Here is a 24,648-nt window from a genome sequence, read left to right on the forward strand (position 1 = left end):
TAAAAAAATAATCAAAATTTATCTATTTATTCTCCGTTTATTTCACTTAAAAAAAGTAAAAAATTTAAAATGTAAATTAAAGTTTATTTATTATTATTTATAATTTTTTCTATTTTTGCCATCAATTCATTTTTATTATTATCATAAATTAAAGTAATATTTTTCCATTTGCGCAACCATGTAAGTTGATGTTTGACTAATTTATGCGTCGCCTTTAAGGTATTACTAACCATATCTTGATAAGTACATTTTTTTTGTAAATATTCCCACATTTGTTTATAACCAATACTATTCATAAAAGGCAAAGGATACTTAAAAGAAAATCGATTAGATAAATCTTGTACTTCTTTTTCAAAACCATTCTCAAGCATCTTATAAAAACGTATAGAAATTTTTTCATATAATAAATCTTTATCGAATGGAATAAAAGCAAATTGAAAAACTCGATAAGGTAATTTATTTTGTCTGAAAGTTAATAATTTACTTAACGGAATACCACCAGAAACAAAAAAAACTTCTAACGCTCTTAAAACTCGATATATATCATTCATATGTATTTTAGAGCTAGAAACATAATCAAAAATTTTTAAAGCTTTAAATAATTTTTTTTTATTACTATTAAATAGAATTTTAAAAATATACTCTCTAACATTTTTATTAGAAGACGGTAAACAAACTAAACCATCTAATAAAGCCTTAAAATATAACATAGAACCACCAACAAAAAAAGGAATTTTTCCAATAGAAAAAATATCATGGATCTCTTTATATGCATCATTACAAAAATCAGCAGAAGAATAAGTGTCTTGTACATTTTTAATATTAATTAATCTACATGGAGTCAAAAACAATTCTTCTGGTGTAGGTTTATCTGTACCTATATTTAATTCTTTATATATTAATTTAGAATCTACACTTAATAATTCTATATCCGAAAATTTTTTTTTTACTTGCATTGAAAATAAACTTTTACCAATAGCCGTTGGACCCATTAAAAAAAATAATATACGTTTAGATTTCATATACCCTTTCTATATTTATAAATTTAAAAAAAATAAAAAGATAAAATAAAATATTTTATATTTAAATAATATATAAAATATAAAAAATTTTTTTTTAAAATCATTTATATTAGTTACTATAAACTACTCTACAGCGCAAAAATATTATAAAAAAAATAAATTACTAAAAAAATAATTAAAAAAAATTTATTTATGTAATTAATGAATAAACTTTCTTAATTTGATCTCTTCCCTATCTATAAAAATTAATTTCATAAAAAATAGAATAAAAAAATTAAAGAAATAATTTTTTTGAAACAAATTTCTTACCAATATTTAAAAAAATTTATCCAAAATTTTTTTAAATAAAAAAAATTTACTATGTCTGAATATTTTAAAAATTTTTATATTTACAATTTATCTATGCTTTCTTTAAAATATTTTTTTAATATTAATTGATAATTCATTTAATTCTGTATTAAATGATATATTTCTATACTTTTTATGTTAATAAGAATATAATTAAATAAAAAAAATACTTATATTAAATAAAAGTTAAATAAAAAAATCTTTTAAAAACTTTAATTTTTTAAAACATTTTTTATTCATAACATATATATCAAAATAAAATAAAAAAAAATCAAAATTAACCCTAATTATTTATTAAATAAAAAATCTAAAAACCATTCAATGTTCTCTATATAAAGAAACCCAAAACCAATCTTTATATCCACTATTTATTTATATAAAAATTTTTATATAAAAATATATATAATTATTTTTATTTATTAAGAATATATCTAAAAATCATGCATAAAAAAAAAACTTAATTTGGATTGATTTAGAAATGACCGGTTTAAATCCTAAAAAAGACCGAATTCTTGAAATTGCATCTATTATTACCGATAAAAAATTAAAAATACTTGCAGAAGGTCCAAATATCTGTATTTATCAAAAAGAAAAAATATTAAAAAATATGGACAATAATATTTACTGTATACATAAAAAAAATGGATTATTAAAAAAAATTAAAAATAGCAAAATTCGTGAAAAAGAAGCAGAAAAAAAAACATTAAAATTTTTAAAAAAATGGGTGCCTATTCATACTTCTCCTATATGCGGTAACACAATTTCACAAGATCGAATTTTTTTAAAAAAATTTATGCCACAATTAGAATCATATTTTCATTATCGCCATATTGATATCAGCACACTTAAAGAATTAGTTAAACGTTGGAAACCTCATTATATAAAAGAAAAAAAAAAAAATAAACATCGAGCTTTATCAGATTTATATGAATCTATATCAGAATTATTATTCTATAAAAAAAATTTTTTTCAATAAATCTATAGAATAATTAACTAATCAGTTAAATAAAACTTGCAAAAAACTATAAATTTTATATAATAAAAAAAGTGAATATACTGCGGGAATAGCTCAGCCGGAAGAGCGCAACCTTGCCAAGGTTGAGGTCGCGAGTTCAAATCTCGTTTCCCGCTGAAACAATATCATCCAATAAACTTATAAAACAAAAAATTCTATCATTCCATTTTTTAAAAAAATAATCCGTCCTTAAAATATATAAAAAAATAAAAAAACTTTAAATCAAAAATATTTATATACTAATATAAATCGTATTTAATTAGAAAGATTAAAACGTTTTTTAAATTTTTGTATACGCCCAGTAGTATTCAGTTTTCTTTGTTTGCCTGTATAAAAAGGATGACATTGCGAACACATATCTAATTGCATATCACTAACTTTAGTAGAAAAAACTGGAATTTTATATCCGCAAGAACAAATAGCAAAAATTTGTTTATATTCCGGATGAATATTTTTTTTCATAATATATTCTCAAAGTCAATTGTAGTATATAATACTAAATTATTAATATTATTGTTGTAATATATCGTACATAAAAATATATAAAAATACAATTAAAAAATCATAAGCAGAAAAAATATCGAACTTCAAAAATCATAATATTAAAAAATATTATTAATAAAATAATAATCTTAAAAAAAATTAAAAAATTCTAATATTAAAAAAATAAGAAACTCTAAAAAAAATTTATTATATTAAAAATATATATATTAATATTAAAAATTTTTATAAAAAATGATTATACCTTACAAGGTAAAAAATCTATGACTACAATACTTAGCGTACGAACAAATGGCAAAGTAGTAATCGGTGGAGATGGACAAGCAACTTTTGGACATACAATTATGAAAAGTAATGTTCGAAAAGTACGTTCATTATACAAAAAACAAGTTATCGCTGGTTTTGCTGGCGGAACAGCTGACGCTTTTACTCTATTTGAATTATTTGAAAAAAAATTAGAAAAACATCAGGGACAATTACTACGTGCTGCTATTGAATTAGCAAAAGATTGGCGTACTGATCAATTTCTAAGAAAATTAGAAGCATTACTAGCAGTAGCAGACAAGAATCATTCATTAATTATTACAGGTACAGGCGATGTTATTCAACCTGAAAATGATGTCATTGCTATTGGTTCAGGAGGACCTTTTGCTCAAGCCGCTGCATATGCTTTAATTCAAAATACAACTTTAAATGCCATTGAAATAGTAAAAAAATCATTACAAATTGCAGCTAATATTTGTATTTATACTAATCAATCATTAACTATTAAAGATATACCCTCAGTAAAGTGATAAGGAAAGAAAAATGTCGGAAATGACTCCTCAGGAAATTGTAATTGAATTAGATAAATATATCGTCGGTCAAGATAACGCAAAACGTGCGGTAGCTATAGCTTTACGTAATAGATGGCGGCGTATGAAATTAAATTCTGAATTACGACATGAAATTACTCCTAAAAATATTTTAATGATAGGTCCAACAGGCGTAGGAAAAACAGAAATAGCCCGAAGATTAGCAAAATTAGCTAATGCGCCATTTATCAAAGTAGAAGCAACAAAATTTACAGAAGTTGGTTATGTCGGAAAAGAAGTTGATTCAATTATTCGAGATCTAATAGAACTCGCAGTAAAAATGATGCGGGTTCAAAAAATAAAAAAGAATAGAAAATATGCTCAAGAAATCGCTGAAGAAAAAATATTAAAAATTTTAATTCCAATATCACAAGATAAGTGGAATCAAGATAGCGAAAAAGAAAATGAAAATAGCACAATACAATTATTTCGAAAAAAATTAAGAGAAGGAAAACTGGATCATCAAGAAATAGAAATTCAAATTACTTCTCCGCCTATTGGAATAGAAATTATGTCTCCTCCTGGAATGGAAGAGCTTACCAATCAATTACAATCACTTTTTCAAAATTTAAGCGGACAAAAAAAAAATTTAAGAAAACTAAAAATTAAAGATGCAATGAAATTACTTACCGAAGAAGAAGCTTTAAAATTAATTAATATGGAAGAATTAAAAACAAAAGCTATTCATTCAGTTGAACAAAATAGTATAGTTTTCATTGATGAAATAGATAAAATTTGTCAAAGTAGTAATAAATCTACAAATGGATCAGGAATTTCTCGAGAAGGTGTGCAACGTGACTTATTACCTTTAATTGAAGGATGCACTGTATCAACTAAATATGGTCCAGTCAAAACAGATCATATTTTATTTATTGCGTCTGGATCTTTTCAAACATCTTCCCCTTCTGATTTAATTCCGGAACTACAAGGACGATTACCAATACGTGTAGAATTGAAAGCATTAACAAGCCATGATCTTGAACGTATTTTAATTGAACCTAACATCTCTATTACTATGCAATATCAAGAATTAATAAAAACTGAAGGAATAGAAATAATTTTTACTAAAGATGGAATTCAAAAAATTGCAGAAGCATCTTGGAGTATTAACGAAACTACAGATAATATTGGTGCTCGTCGTTTATATACTGTACTAGAAAAATTAATGGAAGATATATCATTTTATACTAAAGAAAAATATAGTCAAAAAATCTATATTGATAAAAAATATGTTAATCAACATTTAAAAAAATTAATTAAAAACCAAGATTTAAGTAGATTTATTTTATAAAAAATTTTATTAATAATATAAAAAATTTAAAAAAAAAATTGTACAAAGATTGCCCATCTTAGACAAAATGTCTATGATAGGCAATTACTAAGATTTTTAAAAAAATTAAAAAATAATCAAATAATTTATAATTAATAAATTTTAAATTTTTAAATATATCTTTATTTACGGATACTAATATTGATAATATTTACTGATTAAGAAAATCATTAATATTTATCTTCTAACATAAAATCATTTATTTTTTTGGATAAAACTAATAATTTATCCTTCCAAAATAAATGTTCTTCCGTTAATTCTTTATTTTTATTTTGTAATGTATTATTTAATTGTAATAAATTATCTATTTCTTTTTTTAAATCATCTATTTGTGATTTAAATTGACGTGCTTCTATTTTTAAAGCAATAATTATATCTATTGATTTCTTTATTTTATTTTCTAATTCGGAAAAAACTTCTAAAACCATTATTATACCTTTATAATATGCATTATAGAATAAATACTATATTCTCTATATAATATATAAATAAAATTAATTTAAATATAAAAAAATCAAAAAAAAATATAACAATTTTATAATAAACTAATTTTTAAATTATTATAAATAATATATATTTAATATTATTTATTATATAACATATATCTTGGATAATGCAGATGATATGGTTAAAAGCAAACATAATTGATTTAAAAAAATGGAATGATCGATTGTTTACATTAAAAATAAACGCTCCTATTGCTCCTTTTCTTGCGGGACAATTTACAAAATTATCTTGTATATATAAAAATAAAAGAATTCAACGTGCCTATTCTTTTGTTAATGCACCTAATAATAAGATATTAGAATTTTATATATTACTTATCCCACACGGGAAATTAACACCTAAATTATATAATATCCAGAAATATGAAATTTTTATTACAAAATATTCTTTTGGATTTTTTATTTTGTCTGAACTACCAATACGTCAAAATATTTGGATGATTGCCACAGGAACAGCAATCGGTCCATACTGTTCTATTTTACAAGATAAAATTATATTTCAGAAATATAAAAAAATAATTTTAATATATGCCGTTAAATCAGTAAATGATTTAAATTATCTTAAAATTTTAAAAAAAATTCAAAAAAAAAATAAAAATCAAATGATTATTAAAATAATTTTAAGTCAAGAAAAAAATTCAAAATATTTATATGGACGCATACCAAAATTATTATTGTCAGGTCAATTAGAAAAATCTATTTCAGAACCTTTAAATAAAAAAGAATCGCATGTTATGTTATGCGGTAACCCTAATATGGTAAAAGAAACTCAAAGTATATTATATAAATTAAAAGATATGAAAAAACATTTCAGAAGAAAAACCGGTCATATTTCTAGTGAAAATTACTGGTAATTATCTATGTAAAATTATTTTATTAAAAAATAAAATTATATAATCAATCATTTTAAATTGATTCCTTATTTTACATAAGGAATCAATATAAAAAAATAAAAGATTAAAAAAAATTATTGTGCAAAATATGTAAATTGTAATTTTGGACGAGAAGTTTTCGATATTAACATGTTTGCACGAAGACCATAAGCATGGATATCATTAGGAGAATGGAACATTGATGGTCTTAAATAAGCATGTTTTAAAATAGAAATTCTAAATGATTCATTATCTACTTGATCAATACGATAGGTAATATGCATATTTTGCGAAATACGATCATTTATTTCCGGATGTTCTTTCAATAATTGTTTTTCTGCCATTTTTAAAACACCAGGATGAGCATATGTTGATACTAACTGTTGTGCATTGTAATCTGGTATGATTTTTTGAATATTTTTTATTGTTTCTGCTATACTATCTGAAGCGGGAATTTTTTTACCATTAATATAGATCTCTTTCTTTAATAATGATGTTAAAAAATTTTTATTTAAAAAACGAGTATTATTTAATCTTAAATATGAGTTTTGTAATTTTCTTGCAAAATTATTAGTTTTTTGTTCAAGAGTACAAGATTTAAACATTTTCCATGCCGCTTGTCCTTCATTATAAATAGAAGAAACAGCATGATTCACATTATCATATAAATTTTTTTTAGAAAAAGTAACCGGAGTTTCATGATCTATGTGATATTTGTTATAATGAGGTGGTAAGGAAAATAAAGAACCAGGTAAACCAATACAACTATATGTTCCAGCTATAGCATTTGAAGATATATCTTGAAGATCCGAAAATTTTGGGCTTACGGTATTTGAATCATCATTTTTTTGATCAGATATACTAGATTTTACAAACGAAGAAATTTTTTCTAAGCTACCTCGAAAACCAGGTCCTGCAGAGGGCAATAAACCTAAAAGGTCCATTCCTAAGCTTGCACATGCTTTACCATAAGAACCTTCTTTTAAATCTTCTGAAAACTGTTCAAAAGGAACGGTTTCTCCAAAAGTTTTTTTTTCTTTTATTTTAGCGTTATCAGGTAGAGGAGAATAATTATTTGGATCAGGAAGCGAATAAGTAGAATTCGTGATTGGATTTTTAATATTATATATAGCATCATTATCAAATTCTGCAGGAAGAGAATATAAATTTTTACTTTTATTTTCAGTTCTTTTTAGATTTTTTTGACGAAGATGTTTATTTTTAGAAAAATGGATCTCACGTTTTTTAATATTTTTTGAAGGTGTAGCATTCAGTTTCTCAGAACAATCATATTCATTTAATGGATTTAAATTAAATTTTTTATTAGAATTTATTGAAAAAATTGGCGACATGATGTTTATGTCCTTTTACTTATAATTGCATAATAAGGCTAATATGTTTTTTTTGAAGAAAAATAGAATATAAGTTTATTTTAAAAAAAAAATAAATTTTTATTAAATATGTATTAAAAAAATAAAAATGTTTTTTGTTCAATACAAAACTTTTAATAAAAAAATATATGAATTAAAATATTTCTATATAATATCTGATTACATAAATAAAAAATATATTTTTAAAATAAAAAAAAATTTTATTTTTATAAAATACATTTTATTCTATGTTTCTTTATATACTGTACTGCATTAAAAAGTCAAATACTAAATCATTTTTTTATAAAAAAATATAAACAACATTATGAAATAATCAGTTAATTCAATATATATGTAATCATAAAATATGATCCATATAACATAAAAAATAATACCCTAAAAATATTAAAATTATATTGAAAAAAAATTAATAATTTAATTGTTTTTTTTAAAAAAAATATAATCTGTTTTCAAAATAATTATAAAAATACAAAAAATATTTTTTTTAAAAAATAACTATTGTTAATATATAATTTAATATTTTAAAACTCCATCATATACATGAGTAGCTTCACCTGACATATATACAGTATCTTTCAGACCGCCACGCCATGTTACTTGTAACTGACCTCCAGATAAAAAAACATCTACTGTATTACATAAAAGGTTATTTCTTATACCTGTGACAACCGCCGCACAAGCTCCAGTTCCACAAGATTTTGTTTCACCTACTCCACGTTCATATACTTTTAAAAAAATCTTATTTTCTGAAATAACTTGCATAAAACCAACATTTACCCCTTTTGGAAATAATGGATGAATAGATAACTTATATCCAATTTTTTTTATTAAATTATCATTAAAATCCTCTATTTGCACAATGCAATGTGGGTTACCCATAGAAACTATACTTATTTTATAAATTCTTTTATCAATTTCAATAGAATAGTATAATTTTATATCATTATTCAAAAAAGGAAGTTGACAAGGAGAAAATAAGGGCTTACCCATATCAATTTTCATAAAATTTTTATATAAATATTCTAAATATAAATATCTCTTTTTAGTTCTAATACAAATTTTATTTTTCTTAATTTTTTTAATAATAAATAAATAATATGCGATACATCGAGCTCCATTTCCGCATTGTTCAACTTCTGTACCGTCAGAATTAATAATTCGATAATAATATTTAGCTTTTAAACAATTACTTTTTTGTAAAATTAATAATTGATCAAATCCTATTCCTAAATGTCGATCTGACCACGTTCTCACTAAACGAGAAGAAAAAAAAAATAATTTTTTATATTATCAACCAACATAAAATCATTTCCTAAACCATGCATTTTAGAAAAATAAACAGTATTCTTTTTAAAATCTGTCAAAATATGTTTCTCAAATAAATTATTCTTTAATAAAATATATAGTAAAAATAGAAAAAATCAAAAACGAATCATGTATATTATTAAAAAATATTAATTAATATAAAATTTTTAAAGGATATAAAATTAAAAATAAAAAATACATTAAATAATTATTAGCATTATACCGTTAAAATGATTTTACAGAAAGTAATTTTATGAAAGGAGTATTATTTATAATAAAAATATTATCATATCTTTTAAGAAATATTTTAATAAACTTGAAAGAATACAAAAAATAATACCAGAATTAAATCAAAAATTAATAAAATTTTTGATATCAAATAATATAAAAATAGTTAATAAGATATGATAATTATTTTTTAAAAATAAATACACTAAATAAAATTCCGAAAAATAATTTTTTTCTCTTAATATGTATATCATTCAAAAAAAAAATCGGCGAAAGAGGATTTGAACCTCTGACCTACTGGTCCCAAACCAGTTGCGCTACCAAACTGCGCTATTCGCCGATATATTTATACAAAGTACTTATAATATATTTTTAAAAGTTACTTTAAGCATTTTAAAGTCTATGTAATATTACGTATTTTATTATTAAGACTTCTTATATTATTTGGGTGATCAATGGGGCTCGAACCCATGACCACTGGAATCACAATCCAGAGCTCTACCGACTGAGCTATGACCACCAAAAAAAATAATTTATTTAAGAAAAAAGATTGCGTCCGACAGGACTTGAACCTGAGACCTCTACTTTCGGAAAGTAATGCTCTATCCAACTGAGCTACGGACGCAAAAATGATTAAAAATAATTATTCTTGCTTATTTTATAATTATAAACATAATAAAAAAAAAATCTAGTATTTTTTTATATTTTTTAAAAAATATATTTTATAAAAATTAACTATAAATGCGCAAATATACTCAGAAGGAATTACATAATTCAAATTATTAAAAAATATAAAATATCAAAAAATAATTTAAATAAAATATACAAAAAAATACTATATGTAAAAATCGTATTAATTGTTATATATCAATTACATCATTATTATGATCGTTTCATCATTTCAAAAAACTCATCATTAGTTTTTGTCATAGATAACTTATTAATTAAAAACTCCATAGCATCAATTTCGCCCATAGGATGAATAATTTTTCGTAAAATCCACATTTTTTGTAATTCTTCTGGAATGGTTAATAATTCTTCACGTCTTGTACCTGAACGATTATAATCAATCGCAGGAAAAACTCTTTTTTCTGCTATTTTTCTAGATAATGGCAACTCCATATTTCCAGTCCCTTTAAATTCTTCATAAATAACTTCATCCATTTTAGATCCAGTATCAATTAAAGCTGTTGCTATAATAGTTAAACTTCCCCCTTCTTTCACATTACGAGCTGCTCCAAAAAATCTTTTCGGTCTATGTAAAGCGTTAGCATCAACTCCGCCAGTTAATATTTTTCCAGAAGCAGGTACTACTGTGTTATATGCTCGAGCTAAACGAGTAATAGAATCTAATAAAATAATCACATCTTTTTTGTGTTCCACTAATCTTTTCGCTTTTTCTATTACCATCTCAGATACTTGAACATGTCTAGAAGCAGGTTCATCAAAAGTAGAAGCGATAACTTCTCCATTAACTAATCTTTGCATTTCTGTAACTTCTTCTGGACGTTCATCAATTAATAAAACCATTAAAACACATTCCGGATGATTATAAGCAATACTTTGTGCTATATTTTGTAACAACATTGTCTTTCCAGCTTTTGGTGGAGCTACAATTAATCCTCGTTGACCTCTTCCAATAGGAGATGCTAAGTCAAGAACCCGAGCCGTTAAATCTTCAGTAGAACCATTACCTCTTTCCATTTTTAATCTAGAATTAGCATGTAATGGTGTTAAATTTTCAAATAAAATTTTGTTACGTGCATTTTCGGGACGATCATAATTTACTTCATTAACTTTTAATAATGCAAAATATCTTTCGCCCTCTTTAGGGGGTCGAATTTTTCCAGAAATGGTATCACCAGTTCTTAAATTAAAACGACGTATTTGACTAGGTGATACATAAATATCATCTGGACCTGCCAGATAAGAACTGTCAGAAGATCTTAAAAAACCAAAACCATCCTGTAAAATTTCTAACACACCATCACCAAATATATCCTCTCCACTTTTTGAATGTTGTTTAAGAATAGAAAAAATAATATCTTGTTTCCTCATACGCGCTAAATTTTCAAGACCTATACTTTCACCAAGAATAATAAGCTTAGAAACCGATTTATTTTTTAATGCAGTAAGATTCATAATAATAAGTTTCTTAATCAATTTATAGAAAACCTTAAAATAATTTTTATATATAAAAAACAAAGATATATAAAAAATAAAAGAAATTTAAAAAAAAAATAAATATATATACAAATCAAGTAAAAATTTTCTATAAAAATATAATAAAAAAAAATAAATAATGCAATTATTACACTTATTATTTTTATATAAATATAATTATATACATTATAAAAATTATACATTTTTTAAATGTTATTTTAAAAATTTATATATTTTCTTGATTTAAATGAGTATTTAAAAAATCAATTAATTCTACTTTTGATAGCGCACCAATTTTTGTACCGATTACTTGTGAATTATAAAAAAGTAAAAGAGAAGGAATACCTCTGATAGAATATTTTGGTGGAATAAGACTATTTTTATCTACATTCATTTTACCGACTATAATTTTTCCTAAATATTGATCAGCAATATCTTCTAAAATAGGCGCTAAAATTTTACAAGGTCCACACCAATCCGCCCAAAAATCCACTAATACATATTTTTTTGATAATAATACAATTTCATTAAAGTTTTTATCAAAAACTTCAATTATATTACTGATTTTCATATAATATTCTCATATTTAAAAATATTTAAATTATATTTAAAAAAATAAAAAATTTTATTTTTTTAATAGTGTATATATTAAAAATTTTCTTTCGTTTAAAAAAATAAAATCTTTAAGATTTATTAACCCATACTGTTGAAGATTTAGGAAGTTCTAACAAAAAACGACTAGGTTGTAAATGTTCTTTAGTACCAAATTTTATTTTATTTTTACAAAAACTTAAAAATAATTGCTGTCGTGCTCTTGTTATTCCTACATACATCAGACGACGTTCTTCTGATACATTTTCTTTTAAAATACTTTTTTTATGAGGCAAAGTTCCTTCCTCTACCCCTACAATATATACCACTAAAAATTCTAAACCCTTCGATGCATGTAAAGTCATTAACTGTAACTGATCTAAAGACATACTAAGACTATTATTATATTTAATATTATGATGAATATTCTGATCTGAAATAAGATGCAATAAAGCATCCCCTAAAGTCATTGGTCGCTTTAAAACTTTTTTATTTAAAATAGTTTTTAACCAATGCGAAAATATTTGAATATTTTTAATAGCTCTTTTTAATAATATTCGATCTTTAATTTTTTTATTTAACCAATTTATATAATCAATTTTTTTAATAATCAAATCTAAAATATCTTTAGAATTTTTAGGAATTAAAAGCATAATTTTTTTTATCCATAAAATAAAATTATGTAAAATTAAAACGGTATTTTTTTTAAAATGAAAAATAATACGGGCATCCATGCTCGCAAAAAATAGGCAAATTTTATATTTCTTAGCTAAAGATTTTAATTTACATAATGTAACTGAACCAATTTTACGACGTGGAATATTAATAATTCTTAAAAAAGCTATATCATCATAAGGATTAACAATAAGACGTAAATATGCTAATAAATCTTTAATTTCTAAATTTTCAAAAAAAGAGTTTCCTTCATGAATATGATATGGAATTTTTTGATATATTAATTCAAATTCGAAAATCTTTGCTTGATAATTATTACGATATAAGATAGCGTAATCTTGGAATTTTTTTTTATAAAAATTTTTATGAACTTTAATATGATTAACTATAATTTTAGCTTCGTGAACTTCATTTAAAGCAATAAAAATATATATTTTTTTTCCAAACGCTAAAGTAGAAAATAACTTTTTGTTAAACAAATTAGAATTATTGGCAATTAATTGATTAGCGGCTTTTAAAATACAACCAGAAGAACGATAATTTTGTTCTAATTTAACAACATTTAAATTTGGAAAATCATCTCTTAAAAAGTAAAAATTTTTTGGGCGCGCTCCTCTCCAGGAATAAATAGACTGATCATCATCACCTACCAATGTAAAATTTTGATTTTTTTCACTTAATACTTTAATTAATTCATATTGACTTCCATTTGTATCTTGATATTCATCAACTAATAGATATTGAATTTTTTTTTGCCAACGAAGTCTCACTAATACATTACTTTTTAGTAGTAATGTTGGTAAAAAAATTAAGTCATCAAAATCCAATAAATTATGAGACCTTAAAAAATTAGTATACTTATGATATAAATCAAAAAATTTTTCATGTGATATTTTTTTTATATATATACGAGCTAATTCTGGCGATAGTAAAAGATTTTTCCATTTTTTAATTTGATTAAACAATTTTTTTAAAAGAAAAATATCATTTTTTAATTCTATTAATGCTAAATCTTTTAAAACATGTAATTGCTCTTGATTGTCTAATAATGTAAAAGAAGAAGAAAAACCTAAGATTTTAATTTCTTCTCGAATAATCTTTAAACCAAAAGCATGAAAAGTAGAAATAAATAATTGCTTTATTATTTTGTCAGATAATAAATTTAATAAACGCCATCGTATTTCTTGAGCAGCTTTATTAGTAAAAGTTACAGTAATAATTCTAGAAGGATCATATTGATAAAATGTAATTAATTGAAAAATTTTATTAATAATTACACTTGTTTTACCGGAACCAGCGCCTGCTAAAACTAGACATGGACCTTGAATCAAATGAATAGCTTTTTTTTGTGCAATATTTAATTTCATAATATTTGTATAATTAAAAAAATAGAAGATAATTAATTTAATGAATTAATTTATATGTAAAAAAATACGCTTTTGATATATAAAAAATTAAAAGTATCTTTTATAAAGACTTTGTTTTTCTCATATAAGACCGAAGACGTTTGCCAACTAATTCAATTCGGTGATTTCGTACACTATAATTTATAGATAAAAGTTGATTCGGATTAATATTTTCTTCTATTATTGATTCACCTAAATCACTGCTTTTAACTGAATTGATAAAATTATTTAATAATGGTATAGCACGATTAGAAAAAAGGTAATTTCCATATTCTGCTGTATCAGAAATAACCATATTCATTTCATATAGTCTTTTTCGAGCAATAGTATTAGCTATTAAAGGTAATTCGTGTAGAGATTCATAATATGCTGATTCTTCTGTAATGCCAGCTTCTAACATTGTTTCAAATGCTAATTCTACCCCTGCTTTTAACATAGCAATCATCAAAGTACATTTTTCAAAATATTCCTGATCTTGAATAATACGATTTTCATAAATCGCAGATTTTTCAAAATTAGAATCACGTAGTTTTTTTCTCCATGTATATAAATTTAGATTATTATCTTTCCAATCTTGCATCATATTTTTAGAAAATTGACCAGATATAATATCATCCATATGCAAACGATACAAAGGTTTTAAAATTTTTTTTAATGCTAGAGATAATGTATAAACGCGTATTTTAGCTGTATTAGAAAGAAAATCTAACAATAAAGATATTCCACCAACCTTCATCACTTCTGTTAATTTTTCCCATCCAAATTGCAGTAATGTGGTGGAATATTCAGAATCATAACCTTTACTAATTAAATGCTGATAACAAACTAAAGAACAAGCCTGTAGCATTCCACATAAAATAGTTTGTTCTCCCATTAAATCTGATTTCACTTCCGCAATAAATGAAGAACTTAAAATTCCTGCTTTATGAGAACCTAATCCCACTGCCCAAGCTTTAGCTAATTCTAAACCTTCTAAGTTTGGATCATTCATTTTATGTACAGCAATTAACGCGGGTACTCCAAAACCTTTCAAAAATTCTTGACGGACTTCGGTTCCCGGACATTTAGGCGCCACCATAATCACAGTAATATCTGAACGAATTTTTTCTCCTACTTCTACAATGTTAAAACCATGGGAATATCCTAAAATAGCATTTTTTTTCATTAATTTTTGTAATTTTTTTACAACAATTGTATGCTCTTTATCCGGAGTTAAATTAATTACAAAATCAGCGTTTGGTATTAACTTCTTATATGTATCTACTAAAAAATTATTTTTAATAGCATTTTGCCAAGAAATAGATTTCTTTTTGATAGATTCACTTCGTAAAGCATAAGCAATATTTAAACCTGAATCTCGTAAATTTAAACCTTGATTTAAACCTTGCGCTCCGCATCCAACAATAACAATATTTTTTTGATTTAATATTTTTGTAGAATTTAAAAAATCTTTTGAATGTAATAAAAATCCAGTATTTAGCTCTTTTAATTGATTTCTAAAATTTAATGAATTGAAATAATTTTTCACAATATAAGTCCTTATGTACTCATCAATTGTTTTTTATATAAAAAGAAAAAAATCTTTTTTGACGTCATTTCATCCATACAAATAATTTTAATTATGACGATATAATTTTTTTAAATCACGAACCGCACCTTGATCTGCGCTAGTAGCTAATTTACTATAAATCTTTAAAGAATCAGAAATAAAACGAATACGATTTTTTGGAGTATACGCATTTAAGCCACGACTTTCTTGTTTTATTTTTCTTTTTTTTAAAATATTTTGAGAAACATTTAAATTAATGCAACGGTTTTGAATATCAATAAAAATTGAATCACCATTCTTAACTAACGCTAATAAACCTTTATTAGCTGCTTCAGGCGAAATATGTCCAATAGAAATTCCAGAAGTACCTCCTGAAAAACGGCCATCGGTTATTAAAGCGCATGATTTATCTAAACCTTTTGATTTTAAATAGGTAGTAGGATATAACATTTCTTGCATTCCAGGACCTCCGCAAGGACCTTCATATCTAATCACTATTACAGTACCAGGTTTAATTTGATCAGTTAAAATAGCTTTAACAGCATCATCTTCACTTTCATAAACGCACGCTTTTCCTAAAAAGACTAAATCTTTTTTATAAATTCCCGCGGTCTTTATTATACAACCATCTTGAGCGATATTCCCATATAAAACTGCTAATCCACCATCATAACTATATGCAAATTCGTAAGAACGTATACAACCAAACTGACGATCTGTATCTAAGGTAGACCATCTAAATGATTGAGAAAAAGGAAGAATTGTCTTTTTTCCACAAGGTCCTGCTAAAAACATAGATTTTATCTTATCATCTTTTGTTTTTAAAATATCATATTTTTTTAAAGTTTTAGACAATGTCATACCTAAAATATTTAAGACCGAGGTGTCAATCATTTTTTTATTATTTAATTCAGATAAAATAGCCATTACACCACCAGCTCGATGCAAGTCTTCCATATGATATAATTTAGTACTAGGAGATAATTTGCATAAATTTGGAGTAGTGCGTGATAAACTATCAATATCTTTCATAGTAAAATCAATTTTAGCTTCATTAGCCATCGCTAAAAGATGTAAAACTGTATTAGTAGAACCACCTATTGCAATGTCCAGTGTCATAGCATTTTTTAATGAAATCTGGTTTACTAAATTACACGGCAATAACCGAAAATCATCTTTTTCATAGTAATTCTTAGTATTTTTAACTATAATCTCCCCAGCCTTCAGAAAAAGTTTTTTACGATCGCTATGAGTAGCTAAAATTGTGCCATTACCCGGTAAAGATAAACCAAGAACTTCAGTTAAACAATTCATAGAATTTGCAGTAAACATCCCGGAACATGAACCACAAGTTGGACATGCTGATTCTTCAATATCATGCAAAATCTGATCAGATGTATTTTTATCAGCGCTATGTGTAATAGCATCAACTAAATCTACAGTAAAAATTTCATTTTTTACTTTTACTTTTCCAGATTCCATGGGACCGCCAGAAACAAAAACAGTAGGAATATTTAATCTTAAAGCAGCAAGTAACATACCAGGGGTAATTTTATCACAATTTGAAATACAAACCATAGCATCAACACAATGAGCTTGTATCATATATTCAATAGAATCAGCAATTAACTCTCGAGAAGGTAATGAATACAACATTCCCGAATGCCCCATTGCTATTCCATCGTCTATTGCTATAGTATTAAATTCTTTTGCGATTCCACCAAATTTTTTAATTTGAAGCGATACTAATCTACCTAATTCACGTAAATGAATATGACCCGGTACAAATTCCGTAAAAGAATTAACAACAGCAATAATAGGTTTTCCAAAATCTTTTTCTTTTACTCCGGTTGCTCGCCATAAAGCTCGAGCGCCTGCCATGTTCCTTCCGTTAATAGTTTTTGCAGAACGATAGATAGGCATATTTAAATACTCATATATAAAAAATGTGAAAAATAAAATAAATAAAAAAAAATAAAAAAAATAGAAGTAAATTACATTAAAAAAAAATATAAATATTTTTTTTATTTTTAAATTTTTATAATTCATTGCAATATTTTGAATTTTTAAAAATATATTGTTAATTTATTTTTTTTGATAGGCAAATATGATAAGATTTTAAATATATAATATATATAGTTTCGTTATGATTGTTTAGAATAAAATCGAAAAATAAATCTTCCATCCTAACATAAAAAAATTATTAAAACAGGGGTGGAGGGAATTGAACCCCCAACATTCGGTTTTGGAGACCGATGCTCTACCTTATTGAACTACACCCCTAAGAAATTTTATATATCTAATAAAATATTTTTAAAGTTTCTTTTTTAATAATATTATTATAAAAATAATTATACATGAGAGATAAAAAAAAAACAACAAGAACAAATTTTTATCACTTAGTTATATAAAGTTTAAATAATTTATTAATATATATAAAATATTTAACTATATTTATAGTATTTGTTTTATATCATTTTTTATATCAATAAAGATATATATTCCATATAATGATCTTTATATTTTTATTTTAATGATAAAAAAAAGAGTTTGTATAATATGAAAAATAAAACCATTTATTTAGATTATGCAGCAACCACTCCATTAGATCCAAAAGTAGTCAAAAAAATGAAGCGGTACCTTACTTTAGACGGAGTATTTGGAAATGCTGCATCACGATCTCATCAATTTGGATGGCATGCAGAAGAAGCTGTTGATATCGCCCGAAATGAAATTGCCGATTTAATTGGTGCAGATTCAAGGGAAATTATTTTTACATCCGGCGCTACAGAATCAAATAATTTAGCTATTAAAGGAGTATGCGAATTTTACAAAAAAAAAAACAACCATATCATTACTAGTAAAATTGAACACAAATCTGTTTTAGATAGCTGCCGGTACTTAGAAGGAAAAGGATGTAAAATAACATATTTAACACCACAAACAAATGGTATAATTAATATTGAAGAAATAAAAAAAAATATTTTACCAAACACGTTATTAATATCTATTATGCATGTAAATAACGAAATTGGAGTTATCCAAGATATTAAAATGATCGGTAAAATTTGTAAAAAAAAAGGAATCTTTTTTCATGTCGATGCCACACAGAGTCTTGGAAAAATAAATATTAATCTAAAAAAATTAAATATTGATTTATTATCATGTTCCGGCCATAAAATATATGGACCGAAAGGAATAGGAATCTTATATGTACGACGACAACCACGAGTACGTTTAACAGCTCAAATTCATGGAGGTGGACATGAACGAGGAATGCGATCTGGAACATTAGCCGTACATCAAATTGTTGGTTTTGGGGAAGCATGTAAAATCTTAAAGAAAAAAATGAAAAAAGAAAATATTCGATATTTCCAATTAAGAAATATGTTATGGAATGGTATCAAAAATATTCCAGAAATTTATTTAAATAGTTCTTTCAAATATATTACTAGCAATATTTTAAATGTTAGTTTTAATTTTATTGAAGGTGAATCATTAATTATGGCATTAAAAGATTTAGCGGTTTCATCTGGATCTGCCTGTACTTCCGCTAGTTTAGAAGCTTCTTATGTATTACGTGCAATCGGTGTAAAAGATGAACTAGCACATAGTTCTATACGCTTCTCTTTAGGAAGATTTACAACAATTCATGATATTGAAAATACAATTAAATCTATCCATAAGGCTGTAAATAAATTACGTATTCTTTCGCCATTATGGGAGATGTTTCAAAAAGGTATTAATTTAGATACAATTTTGTGGAATCAATAGCGTTCTGGAGTAGAAAAAATGACTTATAGTAAAAAAGTATTAGATCATTATGAAAATCCTCGCAATGTTGGATCATTTAGTGAAAAAGAAAAAAATGTTGGTAGTAGCTTAGTAGGCGCGCCATCTTGCGGAGATGTTATGAAATTACAAATAAAAGTTAATTCTAAAAGTAATATTATAGAAGATGCATGTTTTAAAACATATGGCTGTGGATCTGCTATTGCATCAAGCTCATTAATGACAGAATGGGTAAAAGGAAAAACTTTAAATGAAGCTGAAAAAATAAAAAATTCCGAAATAGCAAAAGAACTAGAATTACCTCCTGTTAAAATTCATTGCTCTATTTTAGCTGAAGATGCAATTAAAGCTGCTATTTCTGATTATAAAAATAAGCTAAAATAAAAAATTAAAAAAAATTAATGAAATAAATATTATATATGTGCTGAATAATTTATTTTTTATTTCAGCACTATTTTTTTTAAGAATTTGATATTATTTTAAATAAAAGAATTAAATCATTAATTATAAAAATAAAAAGGAAGATTTATGGATTATTTTTCTTTATTTCAAATACCCCAAAAATTTCACATCAATAAAAATCTTTTAGAAAAAAAATTCTATTCACTACAAAAAAAATATCATCCTGACATCTATAAAAAAAAAAATCATAATAAAAATGATTATCCTATTTCTTCTTCCAAAATAAATAAAGCATATAATATATTAAAAGATAAATTTAACCGAGCAAAATATCTTTTAAAAATATATAACGGAAATAAAATAAAAAAAAAAAAAATTCTCACGCAAGATTCTTTAAATAAACAATTTAAACTATATGAGATTATTGAAAAATTTAAAAAAAAAAAAGAAGATATTAAAAATATTGATATTTTTATTAAAAAAATTAAAAATAAAATTCGTTATTATTTTTTTAAAATTAATCAAGAATTTAAATTAAAAAAAATATGCGAGGCTCAAGAAACATTGTATAATTTATTTTTTAAAAAAAAAATATTATTAATCTTAAAAGAAATAAAGGATGATTATGTTAAATAAAAAAAAAAATCTTATGTCATTGGAATTGATTTCGGAACATCATATTGTTTAGTTTCATATATAAAAAAAAACAAACTATTTATTGTATCTAATAAAAAAAATTGTAAATTAATTCCTACAATTATTACTTTTCAAAAGAAATGTTTTAAAATTGGCTGGAACGCAAAAGAACAAATGTTTCAAGATCCAGTAAACACAATTTCTTCTATAAAAAGATTAATTGGTTTTTCATTAAAAAAAATTAATAAAAAATACCCTATGTTACCATACATTATGAAAGAAAATAGTGAAAATCAAATAGTGTTTATCACTTCTTTTGGAGAGATATCTATTTCTTTTATTATCCAAGAAATTTTAAAATATTTACTTAAAAAAACTAAAAAATTAAACGCTCATTTAATTTCAGGAGCAGTGATTACTGTTCCGGCATATTTTAATAACATTCAAAAAAATGAAATTCGAAAAGCCGCTAAAATTATAAATTTAAAAATACTACGACTATTAAACGAACCAACAGCTGCCGCAATAGCTTATGGTTTAGAAAAAAAACAAAAAGGCATCTTTTGTGTATATGATTTAGGCGGTGGTACTTTTGATGTTTCAATATTGAAAATTTCTAAAGGAATTTTTGAAGTTTTATCTACTAATGGTCATAATAGTTTAGGTGGTGATGATTTTGACATATTAATTGCTAATTATATAATTAAAAAATTAAAAATTTCTAGAAAATTAACTGATTATGAATACAAACAATTACTAATTGAAGCAGAAAAAATAAAAATTGACTTAAGTAAAAATAAAAAAACGAAAATAGTTTTTTTAAATCAAATAATTAATTTTAATTACCATAATTTTAATTTATTAATCATTCCTTTAATTCAAAAAACTATAAAAATTTTAAAAAGTGCTCTTATAGACGCTAATATATATAAAAAAAATATTGATGAGATTATATTAGTTGGAGGATCTACTTATATTCCTTTAGTTCAAAAAACAATTGAAAAATTTTTTTCTAAAAAAACTTTGTCGTCTATTGATCCTACTGAAGTAGTTGTACGGGGAGCTAGCTTACACGCTTACTTTTTAAAAAATCAAAAAAACAATAAGCAAAAAAATTCTGTTTTATTACTTGACGTCCTACCTATTTCAATTGGAATAGAATTAATGGGTGGGATTATGGAAAAGATGATTTTAAAAAATACAGTTTTACCTATAGAATCTAAAAAAATATTTACTAATTTTAAAAAAAATCAAACAGGTTTTTGTATAAATATATTTCAAGGAGAAAAAAAATATGTTAAAGATTGTCAATTATTAAAAAAATTTAAAATAAAAAATTTACCTAAAAAAAATCCAGGAGAAATAAAAATTTTAATTATATTTCAAGTTGATGTTGATGGTTTATTACATGTTGTCATCAAAAATAATGAATTAAAAATTCAGAAAAAAATTAAAATAGATACTATATATAATAATAATTATACTACAATTATTGACATTCAAAGATAAAAAAAATTTAATTTTATCCCTTTTTTTGGAGCTATATATTTATGCCTAATATTTTTTTTTATCCTCAAAAATTTATATTACCAAATGGATTATCTGTTCAAGCATCCCCTGGTCAATCTATTTTAGATATAGCTTTGGAAAATAACATCGCTATGGAACATGCTTGCGAAAAATCGTGTGCTTGTTGTACTTGTCATTGTATTATTAGAAAAGGTTTTAGTTCTTTATCTGCATGTTCAGAAGAAGAAGAAGATCTTTTAGACAAAGCTTGGGGATTAGAAAAACATAGTCGCCTTGGCTGTCAAGCTTGTGTTGGAAATAATGATATTGCAGTTGAAATACCCTTATATAGTGTACATCATATAAATGAAATGAAGACATGATTTAATCTGTAATTATTTTTTTTTATCATAAGGATTATAACTATTTTTAAAAAATAATCGGATGGGTGTACTAGGTATTTGCAATGTTTTTTGTAAAAAATTTATTAAATATTTTTTATAAGAAGGACTTAAAAACTGCGTTTTTGTACCATGAATAACAATAAGAAATGGATTTCTTCCTCCTAAATGAGCGTATTTTAAACGAATTGCTTTTCCTTTCACACCCATCGGAATAGGATGTTTTTTAATAGCTAAAGTTACTATTTTTGTTAAATAAGAAGCGGAAAAATTTTTCATCGATTGTAAATATATTAAATTCGAAACTTTAAAAAAATTTTCTAAACCTTTATTTAATAAAGAGGAAACAAAAAGGATTTTATAATTTTTAATAAAACTTAATCGTTGAAAAATATTTCTTTTAACTTCTTTATATCTTTTCTTTTCTATTAAATCCCATTTATTTACAATGATATAAAAAGATTTACCTGTTTTATAAACCAAACTTAGGATATAAAGATCTTGCGAACAAATGGAACAAGATGCATCTAATACAATAATTGTAATGTGGCTTTTTTCAATTTCTTGCATTACTTTTAACATAGATAAATGTTCTAACAAATTATTTTTTTTTGTTTTTCTTCTTAAACCACCAGTATCTATTAAAGTATAATTATTATTATAATGGTTACAAAAAGAATAAGATATACCACGAGTAGTATGTTCTTGATGATGTACAATCATACGATTGTCTTTCAAAATTCTATTAATCAAACTAGATTTTCCAACATTTGTTTTTCCTATAATACAAATTTTAATGTCTATGGAATCTTTTCTTTTTATTTTTTTTTTAAAAAAATCACTATTTTCTTTTTTTTCTAAGCTTTTATCTTGATCAGAAATCATAATTTTTTTATAAAATTTATAAAATTTTTTTAAAAAATACAAAATTCCTATACGATGCGAAATAGAAATTTTATATATTTCATTAATTCCTAAATCATAAAAATCAATACAATTATTTATTTTCTTTAAAGCATCTATTTTATTAATTAACAAAAATATTTTTTTATTTTCTAATCTTATTTTTCTTAAAATAAAATGCTCAGCATGTGTAATGCCCATTTTAATATCTACCATGAAAAAAATGAAATTTGCTTCCTTAATTGCTAAAATAGTTTGCGTATACATTTTAGAATATAAAAAGTTTTTTTGAGAACCTTTTGAGTCATATGAAATTGAAATTCCAGCTGTATCAATTAAAATAAATTTTTTTTTATTAATATAAAAATGATTACGATTTCTATCTCTAGTGGTTCCGGGTTTCGAATTTACTAAAGCAACATTAGACTTAGTTAACAGATTAAAAAAACTAGATTTTCCAACATTTGTACGTCCTATTAAAGCAATAATTGGCGTCATAAATATAGTTCTCATTAGGTATTTTTATTTGGTTGATTTTTTTAATAGTATTTAAAGAAATCAAGATACATAACTATATGTATTTAATATTTTTTTCCAAGTGATTTGATTGATAGAAGATTGCATTTTTTTTGCTAAAGAAATGTTATTATTTTTAATATAAAGTATTGATATTCTTAATTTTATTAAATCTTTCAAATTATTATCTTTTATAAATTTTAAAATATTAAATAAAACATGTAATGCACAATCATATTTTTTTTTTGAGTCATATAATTTAGCTAAATTTAAACCAGTGAAAACGCCGTATATATTTTTATTTTTTTGAAAAAATGATTTTACATACTTTGAAGAGTGAAATTTATTTTTTTTAATATCATTCAAAATATATAAAAAATCTGTTTTTATTTGGTTCTTTTGTCTATATATAAAAATTTTATAAACAGTAAGTGAAATTATTATCATCAATAAAATAGATAAAAAAAAATAAATAATATTTTTTTTTATATTCGATAAAAAAAAACTTTTTTTAATATTTTTATACATATTTTTTGGATCTTATAGTAAGAAAAAATTCAATTATTTACCTTTTTAAAAAAATGATTTAAATGATAAAAATTTTGATTGAGTTAGTAAAGAATTAATAATTTAACATAATAAAAAAGAAAAACCAAATATTTTATGCAATTTTATATGACATAAAGTTTATGAAAGAGATTTTTAATAAGTTATTACACAAATTATACATAAC

The 24,648-nt window shown here is 23.7% G+C and carries 21 protein-coding genes and 5 tRNA genes; 10 read left to right on the forward strand and 16 right to left on the reverse strand.

Annotated elements, in window-relative coordinates:
- Positions 1–83 precede the first annotated feature (83 nt).
- Entirely contained in the window at positions 84–1,022 is a 939-nt protein-coding gene (gene miaA, locus APCICONF2801_RS01930) for a tRNA (adenosine(37)-N6)-dimethylallyltransferase MiaA (RefSeq protein WP_075432331.1), read from the reverse strand.
- An 826-nt stretch (positions 1,023–1,848) separates the two neighbouring features.
- On the opposite strand from miaA, the gene orn reads away from it, so the two are divergent.
- Both orn and APCICONF2801_RS01940 read left to right on the forward strand, forming a co-directional pair.
- A complete protein-coding gene (gene orn / locus APCICONF2801_RS01935; protein ID WP_075432336.1) occupies positions 1,849–2,346 on the forward strand; it encodes an oligoribonuclease in 498 nt (165 codons plus the stop codon).
- A gap of 82 nt (positions 2,347–2,428) precedes the next feature.
- Positions 2,429–2,501, forward strand: a tRNA-Gly gene (locus tag APCICONF2801_RS01940).
- 139 nt (positions 2,502–2,640) lie between these two features.
- Here APCICONF2801_RS01940 and rpmE read toward each other — a convergent pair.
- Complete coding sequence (gene rpmE, locus APCICONF2801_RS01945; RefSeq protein WP_075432339.1) at positions 2,641–2,847, reverse strand: 50S ribosomal protein L31; 207 nt, start codon at positions 2,845–2,847, stop codon at positions 2,641–2,643.
- A 302-nt stretch (positions 2,848–3,149) separates the two neighbouring features.
- On the opposite strand from rpmE, the gene hslV reads away from it, so the two are divergent.
- Both hslV and hslU read left to right on the forward strand, forming a co-directional pair.
- The gene (hslV, locus tag APCICONF2801_RS01950) at positions 3,150–3,680 is read left to right on the forward strand and encodes an ATP-dependent protease subunit HslV (protein ID WP_075432340.1); all 531 of its coding nucleotides are present in this window, start codon (positions 3,150–3,152) and stop codon (positions 3,678–3,680) included.
- Between the two features lie 13 nt (positions 3,681–3,693).
- Positions 3,694–5,031 carry an ATP-dependent protease ATPase subunit HslU gene (gene hslU, locus APCICONF2801_RS01955; protein WP_075432341.1) on the forward strand — a complete coding sequence of 446 codons (1,338 nt, stop codon included), beginning with the start codon at positions 3,694–3,696 and terminating at the stop codon, positions 5,029–5,031.
- Between the two features lie 209 nt (positions 5,032–5,240).
- Here hslU and zapB read toward each other — a convergent pair whose 3' ends face one another.
- A complete protein-coding gene (gene zapB / locus APCICONF2801_RS01960) occupies positions 5,241–5,498 on the reverse strand; it encodes a cell division protein ZapB (protein ID WP_075432344.1) in 258 nt (85 codons plus the stop codon).
- 191 nt (positions 5,499–5,689) lie between these two features.
- Between zapB and APCICONF2801_RS01965 the strand changes: the two genes are divergently transcribed.
- The gene (locus APCICONF2801_RS01965; RefSeq protein ID WP_075432347.1) at positions 5,690–6,430 is read left to right on the forward strand and encodes a ferredoxin--NADP(+) reductase; all 741 of its coding nucleotides are present in this window, start codon (positions 5,690–5,692) and stop codon (positions 6,428–6,430) included.
- 113 nt (positions 6,431–6,543) lie between these two features.
- Here the strand turns inward: APCICONF2801_RS01965 and APCICONF2801_RS01970 are convergent, their stop codons facing one another.
- From APCICONF2801_RS01970 to APCICONF2801_RS02020, 11 genes are all read right to left on the reverse strand, one after another.
- Entirely contained in the window at positions 6,544–7,800 is a 1,257-nt protein-coding gene (locus APCICONF2801_RS01970; RefSeq protein ID WP_075432350.1) for a hypothetical protein, read from the reverse strand.
- 552 nt (positions 7,801–8,352) lie between these two features.
- Complete coding sequence (dapF, locus tag APCICONF2801_RS01975) at positions 8,353–9,093, reverse strand: diaminopimelate epimerase (RefSeq protein WP_231938297.1); 741 nt, start codon at positions 9,091–9,093, stop codon at positions 8,353–8,355.
- Positions 9,094–9,638: 545 nt separating this feature from the next.
- A tRNA-Pro gene (locus APCICONF2801_RS01980) sits at positions 9,639–9,712 on the reverse strand.
- 107 nt (positions 9,713–9,819) lie between these two features.
- A tRNA-His gene (locus tag APCICONF2801_RS01985) sits at positions 9,820–9,892 on the reverse strand.
- A gap of 31 nt (positions 9,893–9,923) precedes the next feature.
- Positions 9,924–9,997, reverse strand: a tRNA-Arg gene (locus APCICONF2801_RS01990).
- A gap of 257 nt (positions 9,998–10,254) precedes the next feature.
- Positions 10,255–11,514, reverse strand: coding sequence for a transcription termination factor Rho (gene rho, locus APCICONF2801_RS01995; protein WP_075432352.1), 1,260 nt, complete (start codon positions 11,512–11,514; stop codon positions 10,255–10,257).
- Between the two features lie 247 nt (positions 11,515–11,761).
- A complete protein-coding gene (gene trxA / locus APCICONF2801_RS02000) occupies positions 11,762–12,106 on the reverse strand; it encodes a thioredoxin (RefSeq protein ID WP_154021610.1) in 345 nt (114 codons plus the stop codon).
- A gap of 112 nt (positions 12,107–12,218) precedes the next feature.
- A complete protein-coding gene (locus tag APCICONF2801_RS02005; protein WP_075432358.1) occupies positions 12,219–14,168 on the reverse strand; it encodes a UvrD-helicase domain-containing protein in 1,950 nt (649 codons plus the stop codon).
- A gap of 100 nt (positions 14,169–14,268) precedes the next feature.
- Positions 14,269–15,735: a ketol-acid reductoisomerase gene (ilvC, locus tag APCICONF2801_RS02010; RefSeq protein WP_075432362.1), complete on the reverse strand. Its 1,467-nt coding sequence runs from the start codon at positions 15,733–15,735 to the stop codon at positions 14,269–14,271.
- Between the two features lie 87 nt (positions 15,736–15,822).
- Positions 15,823–17,679 (reverse strand): dihydroxy-acid dehydratase, encoded by a 1,857-nt coding sequence (gene ilvD / locus APCICONF2801_RS02015; protein ID WP_075432447.1) that lies wholly within the window; start codon positions 17,677–17,679, stop codon positions 15,823–15,825.
- A 286-nt stretch (positions 17,680–17,965) separates the two neighbouring features.
- A tRNA-Trp gene (locus APCICONF2801_RS02020) sits at positions 17,966–18,039 on the reverse strand.
- A gap of 276 nt (positions 18,040–18,315) precedes the next feature.
- On the opposite strand from APCICONF2801_RS02020, the gene APCICONF2801_RS02025 reads away from it, so the two are divergent.
- The 5 genes from APCICONF2801_RS02025 to fdx all read left to right on the forward strand — a co-directional run bounded on the left by APCICONF2801_RS02025 (position 18,316) and on the right by fdx (position 22,478).
- Positions 18,316–19,530, forward strand: coding sequence for an IscS subfamily cysteine desulfurase (locus APCICONF2801_RS02025; protein WP_075432364.1), 1,215 nt, complete (start codon positions 18,316–18,318; stop codon positions 19,528–19,530).
- Positions 19,531–19,548: 18 nt separating this feature from the next.
- Positions 19,549–19,932 carry a Fe-S cluster assembly scaffold IscU gene (gene iscU / locus APCICONF2801_RS02030; RefSeq protein WP_075432367.1) on the forward strand — a complete coding sequence of 128 codons (384 nt, stop codon included), beginning with the start codon at positions 19,549–19,551 and terminating at the stop codon, positions 19,930–19,932.
- Between the two features lie 144 nt (positions 19,933–20,076).
- Positions 20,077–20,586, forward strand: a complete 510-nt coding sequence (gene hscB / locus APCICONF2801_RS02035; RefSeq protein ID WP_075432369.1) for a Fe-S protein assembly co-chaperone HscB — start codon at positions 20,077–20,079, stop codon at positions 20,584–20,586.
- Between the two features lie 60 nt (positions 20,587–20,646).
- Positions 20,647–22,095 (forward strand): Hsp70 family protein, encoded by a 1,449-nt coding sequence (locus tag APCICONF2801_RS02040; RefSeq protein ID WP_231938302.1) that lies wholly within the window; start codon positions 20,647–20,649, stop codon positions 22,093–22,095.
- Between the two features lie 41 nt (positions 22,096–22,136).
- Positions 22,137–22,478 carry an ISC system 2Fe-2S type ferredoxin gene (gene fdx / locus APCICONF2801_RS02045; RefSeq protein ID WP_075432374.1) on the forward strand — a complete coding sequence of 114 codons (342 nt, stop codon included), beginning with the start codon at positions 22,137–22,139 and terminating at the stop codon, positions 22,476–22,478.
- A 12-nt stretch (positions 22,479–22,490) separates the two neighbouring features.
- On the opposite strand, the gene der is transcribed toward fdx, so the two are convergent.
- Complete coding sequence (gene der / locus APCICONF2801_RS02050; RefSeq protein ID WP_075432377.1) at positions 22,491–23,897, reverse strand: ribosome biogenesis GTPase Der; 1,407 nt, start codon at positions 23,895–23,897, stop codon at positions 22,491–22,493.
- Between the two features lie 60 nt (positions 23,898–23,957).
- The gene (locus tag APCICONF2801_RS02055) at positions 23,958–24,443 is read right to left on the reverse strand and encodes a tetratricopeptide repeat protein (RefSeq protein ID WP_075432380.1); all 486 of its coding nucleotides are present in this window, start codon (positions 24,441–24,443) and stop codon (positions 23,958–23,960) included.
- Positions 24,444–24,648 lie beyond the last annotated feature (205 nt).

It is taken from the genome of Buchnera aphidicola (Cinara confinis) (assembly GCF_900128735.1).
GTDB classification, from domain to species: domain Bacteria; phylum Pseudomonadota; class Gammaproteobacteria; order Enterobacterales; family Enterobacteriaceae; genus Buchnera_F; species Buchnera_F aphidicola_L.